General features: G+C 70.9%; 20 protein-coding genes and 1 pseudogene. 14 read left to right on the forward strand and 7 right to left on the reverse strand.

Features of this window, described 5'->3' with window-relative positions:
* The first annotated feature begins 6 nt into the window (after positions 1–6).
* Entirely contained in the window at positions 7–504 is a 498-nt protein-coding gene (locus ABZV31_RS24620; RefSeq protein ID WP_355897627.1) for a MarR family transcriptional regulator, read from the forward strand.
* Positions 505–642: 138 nt separating this feature from the next.
* Here ABZV31_RS24620 and ABZV31_RS24625 read toward each other — a convergent pair whose 3' ends face one another.
* A complete protein-coding gene (locus ABZV31_RS24625; protein ID WP_355897630.1) occupies positions 643–1,491 on the reverse strand; it encodes a diacylglycerol kinase family protein in 849 nt (282 codons plus the stop codon).
* 196 nt (positions 1,492–1,687) lie between these two features.
* Between ABZV31_RS24625 and ABZV31_RS24630 the strand changes: the two genes are divergently transcribed.
* The 7 genes from ABZV31_RS24630 to ABZV31_RS24660 all read left to right on the forward strand — a co-directional run bounded on the left by ABZV31_RS24630 (position 1,688) and on the right by ABZV31_RS24660 (position 6,634).
* Positions 1,688–2,971, forward strand: coding sequence for an adenylosuccinate synthase (locus ABZV31_RS24630; protein WP_355897633.1), 1,284 nt, complete (start codon positions 1,688–1,690; stop codon positions 2,969–2,971).
* Positions 2,972–3,427: 456 nt separating this feature from the next.
* Positions 3,428–3,844 (forward strand): RloB domain-containing protein, encoded by a 417-nt coding sequence (locus tag ABZV31_RS24635; protein ID WP_355897636.1) that lies wholly within the window; start codon positions 3,428–3,430, stop codon positions 3,842–3,844.
* 58 nt (positions 3,845–3,902) lie between these two features.
* The gene (locus ABZV31_RS24640; RefSeq protein WP_355897639.1) at positions 3,903–4,757 is read left to right on the forward strand and encodes a helix-turn-helix transcriptional regulator; all 855 of its coding nucleotides are present in this window, start codon (positions 3,903–3,905) and stop codon (positions 4,755–4,757) included.
* A 13-nt stretch (positions 4,758–4,770) separates the two neighbouring features.
* Positions 4,771–4,959: a DUF397 domain-containing protein gene (locus ABZV31_RS24645; RefSeq protein ID WP_355897764.1), complete on the forward strand. Its 189-nt coding sequence runs from the start codon at positions 4,771–4,773 to the stop codon at positions 4,957–4,959.
* Between the two features lie 164 nt (positions 4,960–5,123).
* Positions 5,124–5,519, forward strand: coding sequence for a hypothetical protein (locus ABZV31_RS24650; protein WP_355897642.1), 396 nt, complete (start codon positions 5,124–5,126; stop codon positions 5,517–5,519).
* Positions 5,519–5,791 (forward strand): hypothetical protein, encoded by a 273-nt coding sequence (locus tag ABZV31_RS24655; RefSeq protein ID WP_355897644.1) that lies wholly within the window; start codon positions 5,519–5,521, stop codon positions 5,789–5,791. Before ABZV31_RS24650 ends, ABZV31_RS24655 begins: the two co-directional genes overlap by 1 nt.
* A gap of 147 nt (positions 5,792–5,938) precedes the next feature.
* A complete protein-coding gene (locus ABZV31_RS24660) occupies positions 5,939–6,634 on the forward strand; it encodes a type I restriction endonuclease (protein WP_355897646.1) in 696 nt (231 codons plus the stop codon).
* Here the strand turns inward: ABZV31_RS24660 and ABZV31_RS24665 are convergent.
* Positions 6,564–7,064, reverse strand: a complete 501-nt coding sequence (locus ABZV31_RS24665; RefSeq protein WP_355897767.1) for a hypothetical protein — start codon at positions 7,062–7,064, stop codon at positions 6,564–6,566. The genes ABZV31_RS24660 and ABZV31_RS24665 overlap by 71 nt on opposite strands.
* Between ABZV31_RS24665 and ABZV31_RS24670 the strand changes: the two genes are divergently transcribed.
* The 3 genes from ABZV31_RS24670 to ABZV31_RS24680 are packed head-to-tail and all read left to right on the forward strand — an operon-like array spanning position 7,009 to position 8,422.
* Complete coding sequence (locus ABZV31_RS24670; protein ID WP_355897780.1) at positions 7,009–7,362, forward strand: hypothetical protein; 354 nt, start codon at positions 7,009–7,011, stop codon at positions 7,360–7,362. The two genes, ABZV31_RS24665 and ABZV31_RS24670, sit on opposite strands and share 56 nt — an antisense overlap.
* A 4-nt stretch (positions 7,363–7,366) precedes the next feature.
* On the forward strand, positions 7,367–8,191 hold the full coding sequence (locus tag ABZV31_RS24675; protein WP_355897648.1) for a SprT family zinc-dependent metalloprotease: 825 nt from the start codon (positions 7,367–7,369) through the stop codon (positions 8,189–8,191).
* A 45-nt stretch (positions 8,192–8,236) separates the two neighbouring features.
* Positions 8,237–8,422, forward strand: coding sequence for a hypothetical protein (locus ABZV31_RS24680; RefSeq protein ID WP_355897651.1), 186 nt, complete (start codon positions 8,237–8,239; stop codon positions 8,420–8,422).
* Positions 8,423–8,466: 44 nt separating this feature from the next.
* Here ABZV31_RS24680 and ABZV31_RS24685 read toward each other — a convergent pair whose 3' ends face one another.
* The 4 genes from ABZV31_RS24685 to ABZV31_RS24700 all read right to left on the reverse strand — a co-directional run bounded on the left by ABZV31_RS24685 (position 8,467) and on the right by ABZV31_RS24700 (position 13,867).
* The gene (locus ABZV31_RS24685) at positions 8,467–9,117 is read right to left on the reverse strand and encodes a hypothetical protein (RefSeq protein ID WP_355897653.1); all 651 of its coding nucleotides are present in this window, start codon (positions 9,115–9,117) and stop codon (positions 8,467–8,469) included.
* Positions 9,118–9,195: 78 nt separating this feature from the next.
* On the reverse strand, positions 9,196–11,625 hold the full coding sequence (locus ABZV31_RS24690; protein ID WP_355897656.1) for a dolichyl-phosphate beta-glucosyltransferase: 2,430 nt from the start codon (positions 11,623–11,625) through the stop codon (positions 9,196–9,198).
* The gene (locus ABZV31_RS24695) at positions 11,622–12,323 is read right to left on the reverse strand and encodes a GntR family transcriptional regulator (RefSeq protein ID WP_355897658.1); all 702 of its coding nucleotides are present in this window, start codon (positions 12,321–12,323) and stop codon (positions 11,622–11,624) included. Before ABZV31_RS24695 ends, ABZV31_RS24690 begins: the two co-directional genes overlap by 4 nt.
* Before the next feature lie 188 nt (positions 12,324–12,511).
* Entirely contained in the window at positions 12,512–13,867 is a 1,356-nt protein-coding gene (locus tag ABZV31_RS24700) for an aspartate aminotransferase family protein (protein WP_355897661.1), read from the reverse strand.
* A 104-nt stretch (positions 13,868–13,971) separates the two neighbouring features.
* On the opposite strand from ABZV31_RS24700, the pseudogene ABZV31_RS24705 reads away from it, so the two are divergent.
* Positions 13,972–14,409: pseudogene (locus ABZV31_RS24705) on the forward strand (MarR family winged helix-turn-helix transcriptional regulator).
* A 90-nt stretch (positions 14,410–14,499) separates the two neighbouring features.
* The gene (locus ABZV31_RS24710) at positions 14,500–16,881 is read left to right on the forward strand and encodes a protein kinase (RefSeq protein ID WP_355897664.1); all 2,382 of its coding nucleotides are present in this window, start codon (positions 14,500–14,502) and stop codon (positions 16,879–16,881) included.
* A gap of 153 nt (positions 16,882–17,034) precedes the next feature.
* Here the strand turns inward: ABZV31_RS24710 and ABZV31_RS24715 are convergent, their stop codons facing one another.
* The gene (locus tag ABZV31_RS24715; protein WP_355897667.1) at positions 17,035–17,781 is read right to left on the reverse strand and encodes an SLATT domain-containing protein; all 747 of its coding nucleotides are present in this window, start codon (positions 17,779–17,781) and stop codon (positions 17,035–17,037) included.
* A 299-nt stretch (positions 17,782–18,080) separates the two neighbouring features.
* On the opposite strand from ABZV31_RS24715, the gene ABZV31_RS24720 reads away from it, so the two are divergent.
* Entirely contained in the window at positions 18,081–18,419 is a 339-nt protein-coding gene (locus ABZV31_RS24720; protein WP_355897670.1) for a YbaB/EbfC family nucleoid-associated protein, read from the forward strand.
* Positions 18,420–18,461: the final 42 nt, after the last annotated feature.

Genomic DNA, 18,461 nt, shown 5'->3' on the forward strand with positions numbered 1-18,461 from the left:
CCAGGCATGACGGATCCGAAGGCGGTGGCGCGGGACCCGGAGTCGGTCTCACGGTTCGTCGAGCACTTCGCGGCGCAGCTCGTCGAGGCCGGTCTGCCGAGAATGCCCGCCCGGGTCTTCGCGGCGCTGCTCGCCTCCGACACCGGCGCACTGACCTCCGCCGAGCTGGGCGAGCAGCTGCAGATCAGCCCGGCCGCGGTCTCCGGCGCGGTGCGCTACCTGGCGCAGGTGCACATGGTGTCCCGCGAGCGGGAGCCCGGCTCGCGCCGCGAGCGGTACCGGGTGCACGGCGACCAGTGGTACGAGGCGCTCACCAACCGCGAGGCGATCATCAAGCGCTGGGAGGACGCGCTGCGGGAAGGGGTCGCCAGCCTCGGGGCCGACACCCCGGCGGGCCGCCGGATGGCCGAGACCCTGGCCTTCTTCGAGTTCGTCGAGGGCGAGATCGAGGCGATGATGGAGCGCTGGCGCGAGCACCGCGAAAAGACCTTCGGCCGGGACTGACTGCCCCCGGCCGGTCAGCCGTGATTGACTGCCCCCGGCCGGTCAGCCGTGACTGACCGCTCCGGCTGGCCAGCCGTGCCCCTCGGGGAGTCACCGCTCCCTCGTCTCCTCCGCCTCCTCCAGCACCGCCGGGCGGACTCACCCCGGCACCGGCAACGTGAGCCCCCAAGCCCCTTCCCGGACCGTCCACGTCCGCGTCCGTACCGGCCCGGACACCACCGCATCCGCGCGGTAGCGGAAGTCCGCTCCCGAGACGGTCACCGTGCGGCCCTCCGCCAGCACCGGGGAGGCCTCCGCGCCCACGGACAGCGGGCGGACCTCCACCTCGGCCACCCCGGAGTCCCCTGGCGTGACCGACACCGCCTCCACCGGCTGGTCCAGGTCCACGACCGTCACCCCGTCGACCTCCACCCGCAGCCGGGAGGGCCCGGGCCCGGCAACGGTCGTCGTCCGGGGCGGGCGGGCCACCAGGGTCCGTACGAGGAACTGGCAGGTCCGCAGCCAGGGACGTCCCGCCCACGCGGAGACCGCCGTCGCACCCGCCGGGACCTCCCGCGGGGTGGCCGGTGGGATGCGCAGCGCGCCCAGCACCACCCCGTCGCTGTCGTCGACGAGCAGATCCAGCCGCTGCTCGGCCCCGTCGAGCACCGCCCGCGCCGCCGCCACCGCCCCCGTCGGCACGCCCAGGGAGCGGGCCAGGGACAGCACGCTTCCGACCGGCACCACCGACAGCACGCATTCCGCCAGCTCCCGCTGCCGGTGCAGCAGGGACACCGCCCGCAGCAGCGCCCGGTCGTCGCCGACCACCACCGGCCGCCGCGAGCCGCGCCGCTCAAGTGCCCGAGCGAATTCCTCGGGCCCCTCCGGCAGGCACAGTTTCATGTTGGCACCCGCGCTGAGCACGTCCTTCGCGATCCGTACGGACTCGCCGTCGGTCCGACGGGCGACCGGGTCGATGACCACCAGCAGCTGGTCGGAAGTCGCCACCTCGGTCCTGCCTCGCTTCCTCGGGTAGCATCTTTGTGCAAGAGCCCCTTGCGCTATTGCGCCAGGGGCTTCGTCTATTCCGGGGCATCCGGTCCGACGGTTGTGCGGCCAACGACGGTCGCGGTGCACGCGGCGGTGAACCCTCCGCGTACGCCCCTGACCTTGGACATGCCCCGCCCGGAAGGGGTGTACGCGCGTGCCCGCACTTGTGCTGCTCGGTGCTCAGTGGGGTGACGAAGGCAAGGGAAAGGCGACCGACCTGCTCGGTGGCTCGGTGGACTATGTGGTGCGTTACCAGGGCGGAAACAACGCCGGCCACACGGTGGTCGTCGGCGACCAGAAGTATGCACTGCACCTCCTCCCTTCCGGAATCCTGTCGCCCGGTTGTACGCCCGTCATCGGCAACGGCGTCGTCGTCGACCCGTCGGTCCTGCTCTCCGAGCTGAGCGGTCTGAACGAGCGCGGCGTCGACACGTCCAAGCTGCTGATCAGCGGCAACGCGCACGTCATCACGCCGTACAACGTCACGATCGACAAGGTGACGGAGCGCTTCCTCGGAAAGCGCAAGATCGGCACCACCGGCCGCGGCATCGGCCCGACCTACGCCGACAAGATCAACCGAGTCGGCATCCGCGTGCAGGACCTGTACGACGAGTCGATCCTCACCCAGAAGGTCGAAGCGGCCCTCGACGTCAAGAACCAGATCCTGACCAAGCTGTACAACCGGCGCGCGATCGCCGTGAACCAGGTGGTCGAGGAGCTGCTGGGCTACGCCGAGAAGATGAGGCCGTACGTCGCCGACACCGTCCTGATCCTCAACCAGGCGCTGGACGAGAACAAGGTGGTTCTCTTCGAGGGCGGCCAGGGCACGCTGCTGGACATCGACCACGGCACGTATCCGTTCGTGACCTCGTCGAACCCGACCGCGGGCGGCGCCTGCACCGGCGCCGGCGTCGGCCCGACCAGGATCAGCCGCGTGATCGGCATCCTGAAGGCCTACACGACCCGCGTCGGCTCGGGCCCCTTCCCGACCGAGCTGTTCGACGAGGACGGCGAGGCGCTGCGCCGGATCGGCGGCGAGCGGGGCGTGACGACGGGCCGCGACCGCCGCTGCGGCTGGTTCGACGCGGTGATCGCCCGCTACGCGACCCGGGTGAACGGCCTGACCGACTTCTTCCTGACCAAGCTCGACGTGCTGACCGGCTGGGAGCAGATCCCGGTGTGCGTCGCCTACGAGATCGACGGCAAGCGCGTCGAGGAGCTCCCGTACTCCCAGACCGACTTCCACCACGCGAAGCCGGTCTACGAGTACCTCCCCGGCTGGCAGGAGGACATCACGAAGGCCAAGACCTTCGCCGACCTGCCGAAGAACGCGCAGAACTACGTCAAGGCCCTCGAGGACATGTCCGGCGCCCCGATCTCCGCGATCGGCGTGGGCCCGGGCCGCGACGAGACGATCGAGATCAACCCGTTCATCTGAGGCGCTTTCCCGGGCTCCTTCTCGCGGGGCTGGAAAGTCTGATGTGATGGCCGGTGTGGTGATCCGCGTCGGCCATCCCTTCCCGAGAGCGCGAAGTGGACCGGAGGGGTGACTACTGTGTCCGCCGTGAAGGAAACGGGATGCTGCTGAGATTCCGGGTCGCGAACGTCCGGTCCCTGCGCGATGAGCAGGAACTGTCGTTTGTGGCCCCTGAGGACAACGAGGACGAGCGGACCACGGCCCGCGAGGTGGAGCTCTCCGATGGGCGTCGGCTTCTCGTTCACACCGTCCTCGGCGTTTTCGGCGCCAACGCGTCCGGCAAGTCCAATGTGATCGCTGCGCTGAAGAACATGCGCAACGCCGTCCTGCGTTCGTACGCCGACTGGACCTCCTACGACGGCATCCCCCGTGACGAGTTCGCCCTCGACCCGAAGGCGGCCGCGGAGACCTCCCTGCGTGTTCACCGAGGGCGAGGTGACCGAGCCCGAGTACATCGACATCATCGTGAAGAACGGTGTTCCGGCTCAGGCCGGCCGAACGGTTCAGCACCACATCGAGAACCCGAATGCCGAGGGCAAACACCGCAAGCCGTTACGGATGGTCCAGGACGCGGTGCGCACCCTTCGCAAGGTGGAGCGGGAGGCGAAGGACGCCGGGCTGCGAGAGCGGGACTGGAACTGGCCGCAGGTGTGGGTCCTCTTCGACCGCGACGACTACCTCGCTTGCATGAGGCTCGGGACAACCTTAGCGACGAGCGCGCCTGCGAGATCGTGCTCGGCATCCTCCGCGACGACCTCGCGGCCAAGCAGCTGGGAAAAGGCGGCGACTTTGAAAGGTGCTCTCGTGGGGAGCCTGCTGGCTGGCAGGGGCTAGCCGGGGAGTCACGTCCCTTCAATGCAGACGGCATTTTGTGCATACCCAGGAGGCGTCCATGCCCGTCCGAAAGCCGCCCACCGCCAGGCAGCGGCGGCTCGGAGTCGAGTTGCGTCGGATGCGGGAGCACGTCGGGCTCTCCCTCGCCGAGGCCGCTGCGCTGCATCGCGTGGACAAGACGGCGATCAGCAACACCGAGTCCGCCCGGTTCGGGGTGAGTGCGGACCGGGTGCGGGTGTGGGCGGCCAACTACTCCTGCCCCGACCAGGCCTACGTCAACGCCCTTGCGGACATGGCCAGGGAGCGGACCGGCTCCAACTGGTGGGACGAGTTCAGGGACTCCATAGCTTCCTACATGCTCGACTTGGCCGAACTGGAGCACCATGCTGTTGGCCTCCGGCACGTACAGATCACGCATCTGCCAGGGCTCTTGCAGCACGAGGATTACGCCCGTGCCGTGTTCCGTGAGGCCGTACCGCCGTTGTCGTCCGAGGCCCTGGACCTCCACGTCGACTTCCGCATGCGGCGTCGGGCGCTGCTCGACCGGGTTGATCCGCCTGTCTGCTCCTTCCTCCTCCATGAGGCCGCGCTGCGGATGCTGTTTGGCGACCGGGCCGTCGTGCGGCGGCAGTTGGAGTATCTGCTGGAGCAGTCGGAGCGAGAAGCGGTGACGCTCCGCGTGGTGCCCTTCTCAGCGGGAGGTTTCCCGAGCGCGGGCAGTTCGACGATGTACGCCAGCGGTCCTGTCCGGCAGCTCGACACCGTACAGATCGACGTGCCGAACGGGATCACGTTCCTGGACTCGGAGACTCATCTGACGAACTACCGTGCTGTCCTTGACCGTTTGGAGCAGCGGTCTCTGGAGCCGGGACCCTCGTGCGACTTCATCCGCAAGGTGCTGCACGAACTATGAGAGCGTGAACCAGATGGACATCCAGTGGCGCAAGTCGTCGTACTCGGAGCAGTCGGGCAACTGCCTTGAGGTGGCCGTGGTCGACGGTCAGGTGCTGGTCAGGGAGAGCGACGATCCTGGTGTTGTCATAAAGACCACGCGCGCCAAGCTCGCCGCGTTCCTCGCCGGGGCCAAGGCAGGGGAGTTCGACGACTTGCTCTGACCAGTCGCAGAGGCATGGCGAATTTCGCATCAATGTTGATGACGCAGCACCGTTGGCGCTAGCCTGACTTCAAGCAGTAGTCGTGTGATTACCACCTGAAGCGAATGCCCCGGCGGTGTCTCCAGCACCCCGGGGCATGGCCAACGCTGCATAGGAGCGTCAGCATGCCCAAGCCTATCCGGCTTGCCCTGGAACGAACTCTTGCCCTGCTTCTGCCCATCCTGATTCCCGCCACCGGCCGACGCCGCCGTAACCGACCGGGACTCGCGCCCGCGTCCCCGCGCACCCTGTCCGGCCTGCGTCTGCTCATCCGTCGCACTGCCCCGCCCGGACTGCTCGCCGGCCTTCCGGCGAAGCCCCGGAACGGGGTCCGAACCCACGTTTCCAGCCTCCTCGACGACCCCGGCCCCCTCGTGCGCCCCTACTTGCTCGCACACGAACGGCGGCAACAGCAGCTGGAGCGTCGTGCCGCGCTCGTGCTCGCGCTCGACGGGATCGACGTCGGTCCCTGGGTGATCCACGGTCACCGCATCGGCACCCCGGTGGGAGTAGCGGCCTGATGAGCGCGTCGCCGAACGCGCGGGTCCAGGTGAGCCGTGTCCCCAACCAGCCTGTGCGCCGGGAGGACGACGGGTCGTTCGCCATCGACCTCTGGCTGTGCCGTGACGGAGTCTTCGACTCGGACGTGGCGCTGCGTCTCACCCCCGCCGAGGCGGAAGTGCTGCACGCCCAGCTGTGTTACGCGCTCGATGACGAGACCGTCTCCGTGATCGTGCCGGAGTCGAAGCGGCCCGAGTGCAGCAAGGGCGTGTCCACGACACGGAGGCGCTGAACCACCCGCGCTCGCCGAGCGTACCGACACCCCGGCACCCGTGCCCCCAATTCCCCTGTGGCGCGCGGGTTTCTGGGCGTGCGCGCATCCCAGGAGTCACAATGGGACCTGCTACGGATCATTCGTGACGCTGGGGAGGCGCGAGGCATGGCTGCCGGAGCGGTCGGGGGAACGGCCGAGAAGGACGAGGCCGAGAGGCCGCTCCTGGAACACCTCAAGGCGATGGGCTGGCAGCACATCGAAGGCGCGCGGCTGCGGGACATGGGGCAGCGCGACGACTTCCGTGAGGTGCTGCTGGAGCGGCGCCTCCGGGCCGCCGTACGCCGGAACTCGCCGTGGATGACGAACGACACGCAAGCCGAACAGGCCATCGCCCGGCTGCGCGCCGCCGCTCGTCACGTGACCGCCGGATCGCTGGCCCAGGCCAACCGGGACGCCACCACGCTGCTACTGCACGGCGTCCTTCAGCCCGGCCCGGACGAGAAGGACGTCAAGACGCGGTTCGTGGACTGGTCGCAGGAGGCGTTGGAGGGAAGCCGGGAGGAGATCCTGGCGCGCAACGACTACCTCGTCGTCGACCAGTTACGGGTCCACGACGCGGACGGCAGGCCCGCCGTCCTGGACCTCCTGCTGTTGACCACGGGTACGAAGTCGATGCGGCGCAGCAGTTCCTGGAACTGCCACGCCCGCAGCAGCAGGGACTCTTCCGCGGTGTACGTCTCCGGTGCCCGCCCGCGCAGACCCTCCCGCCGACCGCTGCGGTCGAACTCCGTCACCGCCGCAGCAGGTCGGCCCGTGCGTCCCGGAACGCGTCCCGGTACAGCACCGCAGCCCGCCTGCTGACTGCGGCCACCTGCGCCTTGAACCCGCCGGTGAGCGGCCCGGTGACATAGTGCTCCAGCATGTCGACCGCCTTGCGGCGGATCAGCGGAACCGACTCGGCGACGGCTCGTGCGGACGGCGTGCCGTACTTCTGGCGCACCCGCTCCCGCTCGGTGTCGTCCAGCGGCTCGATCAGGTCCTCGAAGCACTCGTCCATGCGCTGCTTGTCGCGCACTTCGGCGGTGGTGGCACGGCCCTCGTAGCGGACAGGCACGACGACCTTGTCCCGCTCGGCCTCGGTCATGCGGTACGTGTCGAGAAACTCGGGCGCGCCACCGGGGCGGCTGCTCGGCTCCAGACCGAAGATGCGCCCGGTGTCGGTGAGTCTGCCCTGCATGAGCGGGGTGCCGGTGAAGCCGATCCGGGCGGCGTTGGGCAGGGCCTTGCGCAGGCAGGCGTGGAGGACGGAGGTGTGGGACCGGTGCCTCGCTGATCCGACGCCCGAGGACCTGCGCCGACTCGTGGCCGAGATGTACGACGAGATCACCAACCGAGTCCGACTGGCGTCCTTCGGGGGTGCCGAGGCGCATGTGACGATGCTCGAGGCACGCCTGTACGAGCGCCTGCGCGCGGCCGGATACCGCCTTGGCGGTGAAGGACGCCAGGAAGTGAAGCGACTCGCGTCGACACTCGCCGGGTACGCCGTGGACCACCTGGAGGACTTCCGGGCGGAGGCCCGGAGAGAATAGAGCCATGTCACCGCGGCCCGAACCCTCCGAGGACCACCTCGGCGAACCGGTGCTCACCGAGGACGGCGTTCTGGTGGTCGACGGGCGTGAGCTGAGCGTGCGGATCAGTGCCCGGCGCCGACGCGTCGGCCTGACCGTGGAGCGGGACAGGTCCCTCACCCTGCACGTTCCCCGGGGGTGCGAGCTGCGGCGGGTGAAGGAGTTCGTGCGCGGCAGCAGCGCCTGGATCGAGGACAAAACCCGGCTCAGTGAGGAACGCCGCCAGCTGCACCCTGTCCGTACGCTCCGCGACGGCGAGATCCACCGCTACCTCGGGCGAGACTATCGGCTGCTCGTCGTCGTCGAGGAGGAGGCCGGAAAGGCGCCGTTGCAGTGGGGTGGCGACGTTGCGGTACCCAGGGTGCGGCTGGTGGCGGGGCGACTGCGCATGGACCGCTCGGTTGCCGCGGATCCGGGCCTCGCCCGTGAGGCTCTCGCGGACTGGTACAGCCGGGCCGGGCAGCGCTGGATGCGCGGTCGCCTCCAGCCGTGGGCGGCGCGCATGGACGTCCCCGAGCCGGCGGTCCGTGTTCGTGACCTCGGGCATCGCTGGGGCAGCTACCGCTCCGGACCCGGCAATGGTGTGATCTTGCTGCACTGGGCCACCTTCCAACTACCCATCCACCTGGTCGACTACGTCATCTCGCACGAACTCGCCCACGTACGTGTCTCAGGTCATGGACCGGAGTACTGGCGGCTGCTGGGCCGGGCACTGCCCGAGTGCCGTCACTTGAAGGCGGAGCTGGACGAACTGGGCCGACGCGTCTGGATGGGTGACTTCTCACGCTGAGCATGGCCGCCCGGCGTCACCCGGCTCACCGCCGAGCCGGGGCACGTGTCGTACATCCCGGTGCCCGCGCTCGACGGCTGTACCTGGCCCCTGAGCTGGCGGTACCGTCCGACCGGCGACGGCCGTCTGGTGCACACGCTGCTCCTGCCGGGGCAGCTCAGGCAGCTCCTCCGTCAGGAGAGCGCGCCCGTATGGGCCCACACCGTCGAGGTCGAGATACCCCGGTCATGAACCTCGAAGACCGGCAGAAGTGACGCTCCCGGCTGGGCCGGTCCTCAGCTGAAGACGATCATCGACCCCTGCGCCAGACTCCGCGTCGCCGCCGCGTGCAGCCCCAGCCACACGTGCCGCTCGCGGGCGAAGGGGCTGGGGTCGTACGGCGCGGGGGCGGCCGGTTGCTCCAACTCAGTGGGACCGAGCGGGGGTTCGAGGGTCGCCGGGGGGTTGGCCGGGTCGATGCCGATGGCCTGGGCCACGAACTCCAGCTCCCGCAGCAAGGCCTGGGAGGAGCCCAGCGGGCCGCCGCCGGCGAGCAGTTCGTCGTTGGACAGCGGCTGAGGGAAGTCGAGCGGGACGTATGCGCCCGCGTGGTCGTAGTGCCAGACCAGGTGCGACTGCTGGGCGGTCGTCTCGAACATTTCCAGCAACTGCTCGTAGTCGCCGCCCAGTTCGTCGACCGGCGTCAGCGGCAGCCCGCACACCTGGAGCAGGTAGGCGCGACGCAGGAAGTGCAGCGCGTCGTAGTCGAAGCCGGCCACCGGCGCGACCTCGCCGGACAGGCCCGGCATGTACTGGTACACCGGCACCGGCGGGAGCCCGTTCTCGGCGAGCACCTTGTTGTACTGCGCGAGTTCCTCGGCGAACGGGTTGTCGGGGGTGTGGCACAACACGTCGACGAGCGGTACCAGCCACAGGTCACAGGCCAAAGAAGGCTCCTCGCATAGGGCAGAGCAGAGTGTGTTCGGTGGTCAGGGAAGAGTAGAGAGTAGTCGGTGCGGGGCGGCTCAGCTCCCCTCGTGCAGGTCCCATACCCACACCCCGCCGGTCCACTTCCCCGGACGGCCCACGAGCTTCGCCACGGCCTCGCGCAGGGGGCCGTCGTTCGGCTGGGGCGCCAGGACGAGGACGCCCGCGTGCCAGTAGGCGAAGTCCTGCCGGGCCTGCGTCCGCCAGTTCTTGCCGATGGTCGGGACGACGCCGGTGTAGCGCACGTCCCGCAGCAGGTTGGAGGTGTAGCGCGGGGAGGCGCCGTAGATGCCGATGCGGTCGGGGCCGTAGGGGCCGTTGAAGTAGCCGCCGGGGAGCTTGAAGCCCAGGTGGGCCGCCGTCTGCCAGTGCAGGGCCGTCGCGTCGCCGGGGTCGGGCAGCGGCACGGGCACGAGCGACTCGCCGTCACGGACGTACGACTTCCACATGCCGTCCGCGATGAACTCCGGTACGTCCGCCCGGTCCTCCGCCTTCAGCGGCGCCGGGATCAGGGGCAGCAGGGCGAGGCAGACGGCGAGCAGGCCGCCATAGAGCGTGCCGATGCTGCGGGTGGCCGCCAGCTTGTCGATCGCGAGGGCGAGCAGCATGCCCAGCGCGGGGGCGCAGATCATCGCCACCCGGCCCTCGATGACCGACTCGAACAGGGGCTTGTGGGCGACCAGCGCCCACGGGCCGGGGTAGACCGTGTCGGTCAGCGGGATGCGGAACTTCGGGCCCAGGGACAGTAGCGCCGCGCCGACCGCCGTCACGGCCAGCGCCTTCACCAGAGTCTTCTCCCACAGCCGTACGACGATCGCGAAGGCGAGGGCGACCAGCGGCCAGCCGTAGAAGGCGTTCTGCTCGGTGGGGTTGAGGGAGAGGGAGTTCGCCATCTCCGCATTGCCCGCGACGAGCGAGCGCTCGGCGAAGGCGATCAGGGCGAGGGGGCTGTTGCCCGCGTTGTCGCCGTGCAGGACGCTCCGGTAGCTCTGCGGGCCCGCGAACTGCCAGTAGAGCGGGTAGGCGACGATCGGCAGGCACACCGCCCCGCCGATGAGGAGGCCCTTGAGCAGCGGCCGCCAGGCGGCTTTTGCGACATCCCTCCGGACGAGGCCGTAGGCGGCGGCGAACAGCGCCATGCCGATCGAGGCGAGCAGCAGCGGCTCCTCGCCGAGGAAGATCTGGTACGCCGCCATGAGCCCGTTCACGATTCCGTCCCGGACGACCCGGGCGCCCGTGCACAGGCGCAGGGCGCGGTCGATGATCAGCGGGATCATGAAGAGGATCACGAAGTTCGGGTGCGCGTTGGCGTGGCTGACCATCGGCGGGGCGAAGGCCGCCAGGGACGCGCCGACGAAGGCCGCGGCCCGCTGCCGTACGACCCTTTTCACGATCAGCCAGTACCAGGCCGCCGCGGTGGCGGCCAGCCCCAGGGCCATGCAGACGCTGAGGGAGACGGCGGGGCCGAAGTGCAGCGTGATCGGGGCGAAGGGGACGGACAGGCCCAGCATGACCGTGTTGGCCATGAGGTTCACGCCGTCGGGGAAGCCCTGGAGGTCGGTGAAGAGGGGGTTGCGGAGGTGGGCGACGCTGTCGGCGCTGACCGCGAAGAACCACTCCCACTGGTTCTGGTCCTGGAGGGAGTCCGGGAGGTAGCGGTGGTCGGGGTCGAAGAGGCGTCCCGAGTAGAGGGTCACCGCCATGAGGAGGAAGAGAGCGGCGGCGAGGAGGTCGGCGGGGCGCAGGGAGCGGGCCTTGAGGCGGCCGAGTTCGGCGAGGACCCGGCCGTAGTCGAGGGGGCCGACCTTCGAGCCGGTCTGGTGGGACCAGCGGACCGGTACCTCGGCGACGGGCCAGTCGGAGCGGCGGAAGTGCTGGAGCACCTCGACGTCGATGCCCCAGCCGTTGAGCCGGGAGGCGGCGAAGGCCTCGCGGGCGCGGTCGCCCTCGAAGAGCTTGAAGCCGCACTGGGTGTCACGTATGCCGGGCACCGCGACCCGGCGTATGAGGAAGTTCCCGGCCCGGCCCAGCAGTTCGCGCACCCGGTGCTGGCGGCTCTCTATCGTCGCGCCGGGCACGGAGCGGGAGCCGACCGCGGCCGCGTTGCCCTCGCTGAGCGCCTTGTCGAGCTGTTCCAACTCCTCTATCGGGGCGGCGAGATCGGCGTCGGTGACCAGCACGCGGTGGCCGTGGGTGGCGGCGACGCCGAGTCGGAGGGCGTGGCCCTTGCCGCGGTTGCGGGGGCCGGTGACGAGCCGGACGCGGGGGTCCTGCCGGGCCGTGACGAGCTCCCGGGTGCCGTCGGTGGACCCGTCGTCGGCGACGACGACCTCCCACTCGCCGAAGTGGCCGTCGTTGTCGGTCAGGTACTCGGTGACGGCATCGAGGGTGGGGCCGAGCCGCTGTTCCTCGTTGTAGGCGGGTATGACGACGGACAGGTCGACGACTCGGGTGACGGTCCCGCTCATCCGGCGGCCAGCCGCTCGACGAGGGCGAGGGTGTGCGCGTTGTACGCGGCGACGATCGAGCGGGCGGTGGCGATGTCGCGCTTCGCCAGGGCGTCGACCAGTTGGGTGTGGCCGGACCACAGCAGGCCGCGCAGGTCGGTCAGGCGGCGCAGGTGCTGCACCGCGCACACCCAGGACTGGACGCGCAGCCGGTGCAGGAAGTCGGAGAGGTAGGGGTTGTTGAACAGGGCGCTGAGCTCACGCCAGAAGCGCAGGTCGTAGCCGATGAGGACGGTCAGGTCGCCGGCGGTCGCCGCGCGCTGCGCCTCCTCGCCGCGCCGGCGGACGCCGGCGAGGGTGACCGACGTCCGCGGGTCCCGGGGGTCGCGGAAGGCCTCGTGGTCGTCGTCGAGCGCCTGGAACATGCCGTCGGTGACCAGGCTGCGGGCCTCGATCATCTCGCGGAAGTCGTCCAGGGAGTACTCGTGCACACGGAAACCGCGGTGCTGGTCCGCTTCCAGCAGCCCTTGCGCCGACAGATCGACGAGCGCCTCCCGTACGGGGGTCGCCGACACCCCGTACTGCTCGGCGATCTCCTTGACCGTGAACTCCTGCCCCGGCTGGAGCCGCCCGGCCAGCACCTCGTCGCGAAGCGCATCCGCGATCTGCTGCCGCAGGGTACTGCGCGTCACGGCGCCGGTGCCGCTGCTGCCGGGCATGGTCGGGGCGTCTCCTTGCGCGTGCGGGTGGCGTACTCGTACGTCCATGTCTACGAGCACGCCACCTTACGCGTTCGGGTTCCGCCCGTTGCCCAGCCGTCCTGAGCTGCCCGGCTACTCCGTACCGGGGCTGTCCGGCTACTCCTTACCGGGGCTGTCCGGCTACTCGGTGTACCTGGGCTGCCCGGCTACTCCGTGTACTCGTCGGCCACGGAAAGCGCCGCGTCCAGCGCCGCCAGCCCTTCCTTCAGCTCGGCCTCGGTCACGGTGCACGGCGGGACGATGTGCGTCCGGTTCATGTTCACGAAGGGCCACAGGCCGCCCGCCTTTGCGGCACCGGCGAAAGCGGCCATCGCCGCGTTGGCCTCACCGGCGGCGTTGTAGGGCACCAGCGGTTCGCGGGTCTCCCGGTTCTTCACCAGCTCGACCGCCCAGAACATGCCGACACCGCGCACGTCCCCGACCGACGGGTGCCGTTCGGCCAGCTCCCGCAGCCCCGGCTCCACGACCTCGGCACCGAGCCGCTTCGCGTTCTCGACGACGCCCTCCTCGGCCATCACGTTGATCGTCGCGACCGCGGCCGCGCACGCCAGCGGATGCCCGGAGTAGGTCAGCCCCCCGGGGTACGCCCGCTTTCCGAACGTCTCCGCGATCTTCCCGGAGATGGCGACACCGCCCAGCGGCACGTACCCGGAGTTCACGCCCTTCGCGAAGGTCATGAGGTCCGGTACGACACCGAACAGGTCCGCCGCGAACCACTCACCGGTCCGCCCGAACCCGGCCATGACCTCGTCCAGGACGAAGACGATCCCGTACTTGTCGCACAGCTCGCGCACCCCGGCCAGATAGCCGGCCGGCGGCACCATGATCCCCGCCGTCCCGGGGATGGTCTCCAGGATGATCGCGGCGATGGTCGAGGGCCCCTCGAAGGCGATGGTCGTCTCCAGGTGCTCCAGCGCCCGCGCACACTCCTGTTCCTCGGTCTCGGCGTAGAAACGGGACCGGTACAGGAAGGGCGCCCAGAAGTGCACCACACCCGCCGTGCCGCTGTCGGAGGCCCAGCGCCGCGGGTCGCCGGTGATGTTGACGGCCTGCTGCGTACCGCCGTGGTACGAGCGGTACGCCGACAGCACCTTCGGCCGGCCGGTGTGCAGCCGCGCCATCCGCACCGCGTGCTCGACGGCGTCCGCACCGCCGTTGGTGAAGAAGATCTTGTCCAGGTCGCCCGGCGTGCGCTCGGCGATCAGCCGCGCCGCCTCCGACCGCGCCTCGACGGCGAACGCCGGCGCGAACGTGGACAGGGTTGCGGCCTGCTCCTGGATCGCGGCGACGACCTTGGGGTGCTGGTAGCCGATGTTGGTGAAGACGAGCCCGCTGGTGAAGTCCAGGTAGCGCTTGCCGTCGTAGTCCCAGAAATACGACCCTTCGGCGCCGGCCACGGCCAGCGGGTCGATGAGCTCCTGCGCGGACCAGGAGTGGAACACGTGCGCACGGTCGGCGGCCTTGACGGCGGCGCCGGCTTCGGGATTCGGCTGAGGGGTCATGCCGGGGAGCGTAAATGTCCGGGATACGGACGCGATATCGGCGTCCTGTCTGCGGTCCGGGGGTTTCCACGACAGGTTGTCGACAGGCCGAGGACGGCGTCCGGCTGAACGGGCAGTACCTCGCCGTCGCCGAGGAACTGGCCCGGCCCGCCGGACTCACCGCCGCCTCGTGGCAGGTGCTCGGCGCGGTCCTCCCCGAGCCGCTGCCGGTCTCCGGGCGCGATGGGCATCACCAGGCAGAGCGTGCAGCGCATCGCCGACCTGCTCGTGGAGCGCGGCCTCGCCGAGTACCGGCCCAACCCCGCCCACCGCCGCGCCAAGCTCCTCGCGCCGACCGAGGAGGCCGGGCGGCCGTCGCCCGTATCGGGCCCGGGCACGCGGCGTTCGCCGACCGGCTGGCGGAGGCGCTCGGCGACGCGGAACTCGCCGAGACCGTACGGGTGCTGGAGCGGTTGTCCGGGGTGCTCGAGCGGTTGGGGTTGCCGGAGAGCGAGTCCTCGCCTGCCGTTACGAGACCATGGAGCGGCGTTACGGAACCGTAGACAGGGGGCCGCTCTCCTCCCCGGATCGCCGCACTATCCTCGGTTTGTTGCACAGGGGCGTATCGGGGGATATCGGGGGGAGGCGTAGCCATGGAGAACTTCGGGGCTGGGGATCCGATGGGGGTGCCTCCGGGCGTCAAGCTCCGGGGGAGAATGGGTGCGTACCGGCTGCTGGCGCGGCTCGGTGCCGGTGGCATGGGGCAGGTGTATCTGGCCCGGTCCGACCGGGGGCGTACCGTCGCGGTGAAGCTCGTACGGCAGGAGCTCGCCGAGCAGGAGGAGTTCCGGGCGCGGTTCCGGCAGGAGGTGCAGGCCGCGCGGCGGGTCGGCGGGTACTGGACGGCGCCCGTACTGGACGCGGACACCGAAGCCGCCGTGCCGTGGGTCGCCACCGGATACGTCGCCGGACCCAGCCTGCAGCAGGTCGTCGGACACGACCACGGCGCGCTGCCCGAGCGCTCGGTACGGATCCTCGCGGCCGGGCTCGCCAACGCGCTGAAGGACATCCACGCCGCCGGGCTCATCCACCGCGACCTCAAGCCGTCCAACGTGCTGGTGACGATCGACGGGCCGCGCGTCATCGACTTCGGCATCGCGCGGGCCCTGGAGACCGTCACGGACGGCGGGCTCACGCGCACCGGCGCGCTCGTCGGGTCGCCCGGGTTCATGGCCCCCGAGCAGGTCCGGGGCGACCGGGTCACGCCCGCGTGCGACGTCTTCTGCCTGGGGTCCGTGCTCGCGTACGCGGCGACCGGCGCCCTGCCCTTCGGCAGCGCCGACAGCGGGGTGCACGCGCTGATGTTCCGCATCGCCGAGGAGCAACCCGACCTGGAGGCGGTGCCCGAGGGGATCGCCGACCTCGTCCGCGCCTGCCTGAAGAAGGACCCGGCCGCCCGGCCGACGCTGGACCAGATCCTGGAGCGCACGGGCGCGGAGGACACGGTCGCGGACGGGCGGTCCCGGGATCCGTGGCTGCCGAGCGCGCTGGTGGCTCAACTCGGGCGGCATGCAGTGCAGTTGCTGGACACGGAGAATCCGGAGGAGCCGGGGGAGGGAGCTGGGCCCGGCCCTGCCGACCTGACCAGGACGCCGACGGCCGGGTCGGGGGCTGCCGGGGGTGCCGGGGGCGCTTCGGGGACTTCCGTGGCGCCCGGGGCGGGCTCGGGGGCTCCGGGGAGTGCTTCCGCAGGGCCCGGCAGGGCCGCCTCCGGAGCGCCCGGGGCTGGTCCGCAGAACCCCGCGGCTGCCTCCGGAATGCCCGGAATGCCCGGGGCTGGTCCGCAGAACCCCGCGGCCGCCTCCGGAGCGCCCGGGGCTGGTCCGCAGAACCCCGCGGCCGTCTCCGGAATGCCCGGAATGCCCGGGGCTGGTCCGCAGAACCCCGCGGCCGTCTCCGGAGCGCCCGGTACTGGTCCGCAGAACCCCGCGGCCGTCTCCGGAGCGCCCGGTACTGGTCCGCAGAACCCCGCGGCCGTCTCCGGAGTGCCTGGCGCCGGATCCCAGACCTCTGCCGCCGCAGCCCAGACCCCTGCCGCCGCTCCCCAGGCCTCCCCCGAGCACGCGCCGACCTCCGACGCCTCCGCCCCGGCTCCGCCGCCCCCCGGGCAGCCGGGTGGCGGGGCACACACCCCGCTGGACCACCTCCCCACCATGGTCGCGGGCCAGACACCCCCGCCGGGCCCGGCACCCGCCCACCCGGCGTACGGCTACCCCCAGCAGCACCCCCAGCCCGCCGCCTACGGCTATCCGCAGCAACCCCCGGCCTGGTCCGCGCAGCCCGGCTCGCCGGCGCACCATCCCTACGGCGGCCTCGGCTCGACCCCGCCGTACGGTCCGCCGCCGGGCGGCTCCACCCCGCCGTACGGCTCGAGCCCCCTCCCGGCGCAGGATCCCCCGCGCCGGAGCGGCCGCTCCACGGCGGCGCTGGTCGCGGTGGCGCTGGTCGTCGCACTGGGCGCGGGCGGCTCGGTGTACGCCCTGATGAGGAGCGGCGGCAGCGACGACAAGGGCAGCGGTCCCGGCCCGTCCGCGACCACCACCGCGCCCACGTCACCCGGCCCGTCCACCCCCGAGCCATCCCGGACGCCCTCGCAGTCGGCGTCCGCCTCTCCGACGGGCGGCGTGATCCCGACCGCCTACCTCGGCACCTGGACGGCGACGATCGACAACGCCAACGGCGAGAACACCCGTCAGCTCACCATCACGCAGGGCGAGGTGGGCGACTCCGTCCTCAAACTCGTCGCCGACGGCCCCACCGACAGCGGCACCTACCACTGCGTGTTCGAGGCCCAACTCACCCAACAGCCCAGTGCGAGCGGCCCGCTGGAGATCGGCCCGTCCACCGTCACGACCGGCGAGCCGCGCTCCTCCTGCACCCCGGGTGCGGCCACGGAGGTCACCCTCCTGCCGGACGGCAGCCTCCAGCGCGTGAACACGAGCAACGGGGAGAAGCTGACATACACCAGGCGGTGACGGAGTGACGAAGTCCCCCTGTCTGCTTGCCTGTTGGACGTTCCGCGAATGTCACCCGACGGGCACCGGAACGTCTCCGCGGACCCCAGTACGGTGACCCCACGATCCGGCTCCGGGAGTGGCGGGGCACCCGGACAACCCCCGTCGGCGACGTCACCTGGGATCCGGCGGCCGCTGTCTCGGCATGTTGGGCCGCACAGCGCTCGGCGGCAGCGGAAGCCGCCCCTGCCCACCCCCCACGTCCGACCGCCCGCCCCCCGAAACCGCCGACTGAATCCCCATTGGCGCCGACCCGATCCGGAACTCCACCATCCAGTCGGCTGTCTCCGTCCGCACCAGCTCGGTCACGTCCTCCGTGAACCGCCGCAGCACCCCGAGGCACCGCTCGGCCGCCTCACTCGCCGTCCCCTCCGCCGGTCCCAGAACCTCCCGCACGCTCTCGGACGCCCAGTCGAACTGCAGCACCTGCAACCGCCGCTGCACGGCCTGCGCGGTGGCCACGTCCCTTATCCACCCGGACGTCACCCCGAAATACCGGTCGATCCCCACGCACGCCGCGGACAGCAGCAGCGCCAGATACCCCCAGGGCGCCACCCCACCGATGACCCCGGTGAGGTCCAGCAACGGCAGTGCCGCCCCGGCGACCGCCCCCGCCGCGGCTCCGCACCGCAGCACCCGCGCCCCCCGCCGTTTCCACACCCGGTCCGCGAGATACCACGCCGTCGTCTCCAGCGCCCCGCGCTCGACCCACCGGTACAGCTCGTGCAGCCGTTCCGCCGGCTCCCCCCAGTCCCCGAGCGGGAACGGCCGCCCGGCCAGATCGCCCGGCCGCAGCCCGGCCGCCCCCTCGCCCCGCCCGTCCTGAGGCGGACCCTCGGGCTGCATCTCCGGCTGACCCACCCGGCACTCCCTACTGATCACGGTCCGTGACGCTGGTACGGCTCTACGGCGCTGCTGTACGGCGTCGACGTACCCGATGCCGACGCACCGGACCCTTCCTACCGCCCAATGGGTGGCGACGAGACAGGTTGCACCGCTTTTCCGCCCGGAAGGGGGCCTGGATCGGGTATAGGGCTCAACCGTGACTCACTCGAAAGAGTGGCAGGGCGCTGCCTGCGTGGACCACGTAGGCTCGTGCATATCGGGGAGTCCCCACGACCAACCCCGTCCGGACAGCCGTACGAGAGCAGGAGCTGATCGTGATTCCCGGTGGTGGCCAGCCCAACATGCAGCAGCTGTTCCAGCAGGCCCAGAAGATGCAGCAGGACCTGCAGCGTGCGCAGGAGGAACTGGCGCGGACCGAGGTCGACGGCCAGGCGGGCGGCGGTCTGGTGAGGGCCACCGTCACCGGCGCCGGTGAGCTGCGCGCGCTGAAGATCGACCCGAAGGCCGTGGACCCGGAGGACACCGAGACCCTCGCCGATCTGATCGTCGCGGCCGTCCAGGCGGCCAACGAAAACGCGCAGGCCCTCCAGCAGCAGAAACTCGGCCCGCTGGCCCAGGGTCTGGGCGGGGGCATGCCGGGTCTGCCGTTCTGACGTTTCCCGGCGCGCCCCGCGTACCGGCTTCCTCGGACAGGC

This window comes from Streptomyces sp. NPDC005202 (genome assembly GCF_040608235.1).
Lineage (GTDB): Bacteria > Actinomycetota > Actinomycetes > Streptomycetales > Streptomycetaceae > Streptomyces.

Bases quoted from the DNA above. Each gene is read 5' to 3' on its own strand.
- ABZV31_RS24675 (WP_355897648.1), top strand. From the start codon at position 7,367: ATGTCACCGCGGCCCGAACCCTCCGAGGACCACCTCGGCGAACCGGTG.
- ABZV31_RS24695 (WP_355897658.1), bottom strand. From the start codon at position 12,323: ATGCCCGGCAGCAGCGGCACCGGCGCCGTGACGCGCAGTACCCTGCGG.
- ABZV31_RS24655 (WP_355897644.1), top strand. From the start codon at position 5,519: ATGAGCGCGTCGCCGAACGCGCGGGTCCAGGTGAGCCGTGTCCCCAAC.
- ABZV31_RS24710 (WP_355897664.1), top strand. From the start codon at position 14,500: ATGGAGAACTTCGGGGCTGGGGATCCGATGGGGGTGCCTCCGGGCGTC.
- ABZV31_RS24640 (WP_355897639.1), top strand. From the start codon at position 3,903: ATGCCCGTCCGAAAGCCGCCCACCGCCAGGCAGCGGCGGCTCGGAGTC.
- ABZV31_RS24660 (WP_355897646.1), top strand. From the start codon at position 5,939: ATGGCTGCCGGAGCGGTCGGGGGAACGGCCGAGAAGGACGAGGCCGAG.
- ABZV31_RS24645 (WP_355897764.1), top strand. From the start codon at position 4,771: ATGGACATCCAGTGGCGCAAGTCGTCGTACTCGGAGCAGTCGGGCAAC.
- ABZV31_RS24700 (WP_355897661.1), bottom strand. From the start codon at position 13,867: ATGACCCCTCAGCCGAATCCCGAAGCCGGCGCCGCCGTCAAGGCCGCC.
- ABZV31_RS24650 (WP_355897642.1), top strand. From the start codon at position 5,124: ATGCCCAAGCCTATCCGGCTTGCCCTGGAACGAACTCTTGCCCTGCTT.
- ABZV31_RS24690 (WP_355897656.1), bottom strand. From the start codon at position 11,625: ATGAGCGGGACCGTCACCCGAGTCGTCGACCTGTCCGTCGTCATACCC.
- ABZV31_RS24620 (WP_355897627.1), top strand. From the start codon at position 7: ATGACGGATCCGAAGGCGGTGGCGCGGGACCCGGAGTCGGTCTCACGG.
- ABZV31_RS24670 (WP_355897780.1), top strand. From the start codon at position 7,009: ATGAGCGGGGTGCCGGTGAAGCCGATCCGGGCGGCGTTGGGCAGGGCC.